The sequence below is a fragment of the Corallococcus sp. CA054B genome, from assembly GCF_003611625.1.
In the GTDB taxonomy this organism is placed as follows: Bacteria; Myxococcota; Myxococcia; order Myxococcales; family Myxococcaceae; genus Corallococcus; species Corallococcus coralloides.
The window spans coordinates 1-5,362 of sequence record NZ_RAVY01000333.1; the positions used below are offsets into that span (position 1 = coordinate 1).

General features: G+C 72.4%; 3 protein-coding genes. All 3 read right to left on the minus strand.

The window, feature by feature from the left end:
• Positions 1-372 precede the first annotated feature (372 nt).
• A complete protein-coding gene (gene sppA, locus D7V80_RS40040; RefSeq protein ID WP_120593028.1) occupies positions 373-2,859 on the minus strand; it encodes a signal peptide peptidase SppA in 2,487 nt (828 codons plus the stop codon).
• A 48-nt stretch (positions 2,860-2,907) separates the two neighbouring features.
• Entirely contained in the window at positions 2,908-4,116 is a 1,209-nt protein-coding gene (locus tag D7V80_RS40045) for a PEGA domain-containing protein (protein WP_120593029.1), read from the minus strand.
• 28 nt (positions 4,117-4,144) lie between these two features.
• A partial coding sequence (locus tag D7V80_RS40050) for a PEGA domain-containing protein (protein WP_120593030.1) occupies positions 4,145-5,362 on the minus strand: 1,218 nt, incomplete at its 5' end.

Below are 5,362 nucleotides of genomic sequence, written 5' to 3' on the forward strand. Positions count from 1 at the left end.
CAGGTGCACTTCACCCCGGAGGGCCAGGCCTACCGCATGACGGCGGGCCCGGACGGCCAGCAGGTGGGGGCGGCGGGTTGCGGGTCTCGGGGTTGTCGGAATTCTCGCTCATGGGGCTCCACGCGTGACGGCCCTTTGAGGGCGGCGGCCGTGAGCGGGCCCGCCGGGGACGTCAGGAAGCAGGTTTTGGGACAGGAAGCCGGACGCGGGGCCTGCGAGAAGGCCGAAACCGCCGGTTCCTGAAACCCCCCGACGGCCCTAGCGCCGGCCGGGAGGCACTCACCACCCTAACAGAGCGCCCGGATGGGGCGCCCGCAATTTCGCCGCCCGTACGCGTGGGCTGTCCACCGGGAGACCTCCCCGGGGGGCCTTTCAGCGGATGCGCACGCGGAAGGGCATCATGGCCTTCAGGCCGGGGCGCAGGAGCTCGGGCGAACCCAGCCCCACCTCCCGGGCGAGCACGGACAGGGCCTCTGGCGGACGCTCCGGCAGCGCGGGCAGCAGCACCCCCGCCAGCGCGTGCACTCCGGGCTCTCCGCCCAGCCCGGAGAGGAAGCCGCGCGCGTCCCCCATGACGTCCAGGTCCAGTTCCTCCGAAGCGGCCACCTTCGCGCGCTTGCGCGCCGACGTGATGGCCTCCGGCATGCCGCCCAGCCCGTCCACCAGCCCCCGGGCGAGCGCGTCCTTCCCGCTCCACACCCGGCCGCGGGCCACGGCGTCTACCTTCGCCTTGTCCATCTTCCGGCTGCGGGCGACCTCCGTGATGAACGTGTCGTAGGAGTCGTCCACCCAGGTCTGCACCGCGGCCTGCTGCTCGGGCGTCCACGGCTTCCACCACTCCAGCAGGTCCGCCATGTCGCCGCGCTTGAGCGTCTCCTGGTTCACCCCCAGCTTGGTGCCCAGGCCCTCCAGCGCGGGCTTCGGGTAGAAGACGCCGATGCTGCCCGTCAGCGTGGTGGGCTCCGCCAGCACCTCGTCCGCGGCCATCGCCGCGTAGTAGCCGCCGGAGGCCGCCGCGTCGCCCATGGAGGCGATGACGGGCTTGTGCTTCTTCGCCTCCAGCACCGCGCGGTACATCAGGTCCGACGCCAGCACGTCACCGCCGCCGGAGTCCACGCGCAGGATGATGGCCACCACGGACGGGTCCTCCTGCGCCTCCTGCAGCGCGCGCACCACCGTCTCCGCGCCCGCCAGCTGCGCGAAGCCCAGCGGATCCTCACGGCTGCGGCCTCCGGTGATGTCGCCCAGCACCGGCACCACCGCGATGCGGCGGCGCAGGCCCCAGCGATCCTCACGCTCGTCGCGCGGCGAGTACGTCGGGTGGAAGCGCATGCCCGGGAACCACTCCGCCACGCGCGCGTCCAGCTCCGTCGCGGACACCACGCGGTCCAGGAGGCCCGCCGTCTGCGCCCGCTTCGAGGACAGGATGCCCTGGGCCCAAGCGGCGCGCAGCCGCTCCGGGGGCAGCTTGCGCCCGGCCTCCACGGCCTTCTCGTAGTGCGTCACCTGGGAGTCCAGGTACGCGTCCAGCGTCTCGCGCTCCGCGGGGCTCATGTCGGAGCGGGTGAACTGCTCCATCGCCGTCTTGTACTCGCCCACGCGCGCCACGTCCCACGTCACGCCCAGCTTCTCCATGGTGCCGCCCAGCGACGTCACCGTGGCGGACAGGCCGTTGATGGGCAGCGACGCCTCCGTCAGCGCGTAGATGCTGTCCGCCGCGGACGCCACCAGGTAGCCGCGGTCATCTCCGGACAGCATCACCACCACGACCTTCTTGCCCGACTCGCGCAGCTTGAGCAGCGACTGGCGCAGCTCCTCCGCCGTGCCCCAGCCCACGCCGGGCAGGCCCTCCATCTTCACCACCACGCCCTTGAGCCGCTCGTCGCGCGTGGCCAGGTCCAGGAACTTCATCAGGCGCAGGTACGGGTCCGTCTCGCTCACGCCCAGGATGGCCAGCGCGGGGCTCACGCCGCCCGCGAGCATGTCGTCCAAATCCAGCAGCGCCACCACGCCGCCGCCGCCATGCAGGGCGCGGTAGCGCTCCGACGACAGGCGCACCTGGAGCACGTGGTCCAGGCCGCTGCCCGCGCCGCCCGCCGCGTACGTCAGGCCCGCGTGGCCCAGGTCCACCGTGGCCGCGAGCTGGAGCGCCAGGGGAATGCCGCTGACGAAGCCGTGGGACAGGCCGCCGCTCAGCCGCAGGCCGCGCACCACCTCCGCCTGGAGCGTGTACGTGGCCAGTCCCTCCCGGAAGCCTCCCTCCGCGAAGAGCCAGTCCACGCCCAGCGTGTAGCGCTCACCCAGCGGGCGCAGGCCCACGCCGAAGTTGTAGCGGCGCGACAGCTTGAGGCCGTCCTGCTCCGGGGCGTTCAGGTCCTTGGCCACCGCGGCCAGCGACAGGAAGCGGAAGGGGCGCGCGGTGAGGCCCACGTCCCAGCTGGTCAGTCCGCCGATGCGGCGGTCATCCGAGCTGCTGAAGTCATGCAGCGCGGCGCCCAGTTGCAGCGTGCGAGGCCCCAGCGACAGGCCGAAGGACGTCTTGCGGTAGTCCGGCGTGTTCTCGCCGCGGATCCACTCCAGGGAGAAGCCCACGCCCAGGCCCAGGAGGCGCGTGCCCAGGAACACGGCGTCGCCCACGGAGTCGGACTGGAGGTTTCGCTCGTGGAGGTAGAAGAGCTGCCCCGCGTCCTGGAACCCCAGGCCGGCGGGGTTGAGGGACAGGGCGGGCGCTTCGTCGATGAGCGCCGCGTTGGTGGGCGGCAGGGTGACGCCCAGGGGCGGGACGGGGGTGCCGTCAACGGCGCCCGTCTGGGCAAGCGCGAGGCTGGGGAGGAGGGCGAGCAGCGGCAGGTGGCGCATACGGCCCGGGACTCTAGGTGCGAGCCGCCCCGGGACAAGCGCCGCGTGTCACCAGTCCTCGGTACCCGACACGTCGTCCAGCGGATCATCCCCGGAGTGCTTCTTGACGGACTGTCGGGAGTTGCCTCCGCGGTCCTCCGAGCCCCAGTCCTCCGCGCCGTTGCGGTTGTCCAGCGGGTCGCGCTTCTTCTGGACCTGTTCGCCCTCGCTGTTGATGAGCTGGTTGACCACCCGCTCCATCTCCGACTTGAGCTGGCCGTACTCGTCGCCCTGGAGCACCAGCTTGCGCGAGCCCAGGCGCTTGCCGCTCTTCACGTCGAAGAGGCCCACGGCGAGTTCCGTGCCCCGCTCCGGGATGACGCGCACGGTGCCCACCATCGCCCGGTCCAGGCTCAGCGACCTGCCCAGCGAGACGACGGCGTTGGCCGGCTTGTCGCTGCCGCGCGACACGTCCGGAATCACCTTGTCCAGCTGCGCGTCGTAGGCCTTGTAGGTGGCCGTGGGCACCAGCGAGGCGACGACGTCCACGTCGTCCGGCGTCACCTCCGCGATCTGCCCGAACTGGCGGAAGCCCGGCCGCTCCATGCGCACCAGGTGCTTGCCCACCGGCAGCGTGGGCAGCGTCAGCGGCGTGTAGCCCACCGGCTCGCCGTCCACGTACACGCGGGCGCCCGCGGGCCGGGACTTGAAGGTGGCGCTGCCGCGCAGCTGTGAGGTGCGGCTCGTCGCCACCTGCACGCGCAGGCTGATGAACTCCCGGCTGAAGCGCTTGGGGTTCAATTCGAAGGTGGGGTTGAGCGCCATCAGGTCGATGAGCAGCAGCTTCGCCTCCTCCATGTCGCCCCGCAGCTGGAGGATGGCGCCGTGCAGCGCCAGGGCGTCGCACAGCGGGAAGCAGGACGTCATGGCCGCGACGGAGCCGTCCAGCTCCTTGAGGGTGGCGCGCACCTTGCGCTCCGCGTCCTCGTACTCGCGCGCCTCGAAGGCCTTGACGCTCTCCTCGTAGCCCTTCTTCGCGCGCTGGAAGGACGCCTGCGCGGCCGGGTCGTCCGGCAGCCCGAAGAGGTCGCGCGGCTTGCGCACGGCGTAGCTGGCGAAGTTGCCGAGCGCGTCGTTCATGTAGCTCTCCATCTGCACCCCCGAGGACTCGGACGACGGGTCCATGGGGATGAGCAGCGCGGAGATGCGGCCCGGTTGGGACGAGGCGGACAGCGCCAGGGCGGGCAGCAGCACGAGCGCGAGCGGAAGGGCTTTCATGAGGAGTCCTGTGCGCTTGACGCCGGAACTAGAAGGAAATTCCACCGGGCAGCCCGTTGACCGGGTTGAAGCCGGGGCTGCGGTCCGTGGTGGCCACGTACACCACGCCCGCCGTCACGGCCGCCACGCCCGCCGCCGCCGCCCAGAACCAGGGCTTGCGCAGCACGGAGTCGCTGGACACGAGCGGCTCCTTCGACTCCTCGCGGCCCTGGGGCAGCGCGGCGCCGGTGAGGAAGGTGTGCACCTGGTCCGCGGCGTAATCCGCGCTGCCCTTGCCGTCGCGCTTGCCGAAGTCCACTTCGACGCCGCGCAGGCGGTTCTTGGTGCGCACGTCCCACGCCTGCACCTCGCCGTGCAGCCGGCCCTTCTTGTCCTGGAACGTGGCCGCCAGCACCACGTAGCGCGCGTTGAGCCGCTCGGCGATGGCGCCCACTTCCGGCGGCGCGCCGTCCGCGTCGAAGGCGGCCTCCGTGCCGGCCTTCGTCGCCGCGTCACGCAGCGCGGACAGGCCCGGCGCGGAGCCGAGCTTCGTCTTCAGCTCCGTGGGGGCGGACGGCTTCACCTCCACGTACGTCGCGAACGGGGCGTAGCCCGGCAGCACCACCTGCACGGGGTAGCGGCCCGGGGCCAGCTTCGCGCCGGCCAGCGGCGTCGTGCCCACGTCGCGGCCGCGCACCAGCACGCGCGCGCCCTGCGGCTGGGTGTTCACCACCAGCGTGCCCTGCGGCTGCGCGTTCAGGTCGCTCTGCGCCTCGGAGAACACCCGCTGCACGTCCTGGCCGAAGAGGCCCGCGTCCGGGGTCAGCGACGGCTCCGCGAGCAGCGCGTTCGTGAAGGCCGCCTTCGCGCCCGCCACGTCGCCGTTGAGCAGCTGGGACGCGCCCTGGAAGAGGTACGTCTCCCCCAGCTTCTCCGGGCGCAGGTCGCCGGGGCGCTGCACGTAGGCCTCCGCGGCCGCCTTGAACTTCACCGCCGCGGCGTCCGGGTCCAGGTTGTCATACGCCGCGCGGCCCTCGTCGAAGAGGGCGTCACCGCGGGGGTTGCCCTGGGGCTCCGGGGGCGGGAAGGCGGTCGCCAGGTCCACGAACTGCACGTCGCCCGCGCTGCCCAGCCGGCGGGTGATCGTGTCCTCCAGCTTCGCCGCGGAGTCCGTCGCGGCCGGCTGGCGGGCCACGCCGAAGATGGCCACCGCGTTGGCCGGCGCCGCGCGCACCGGGGCCGGAGCATCCACCACCTTCTTCGGAGC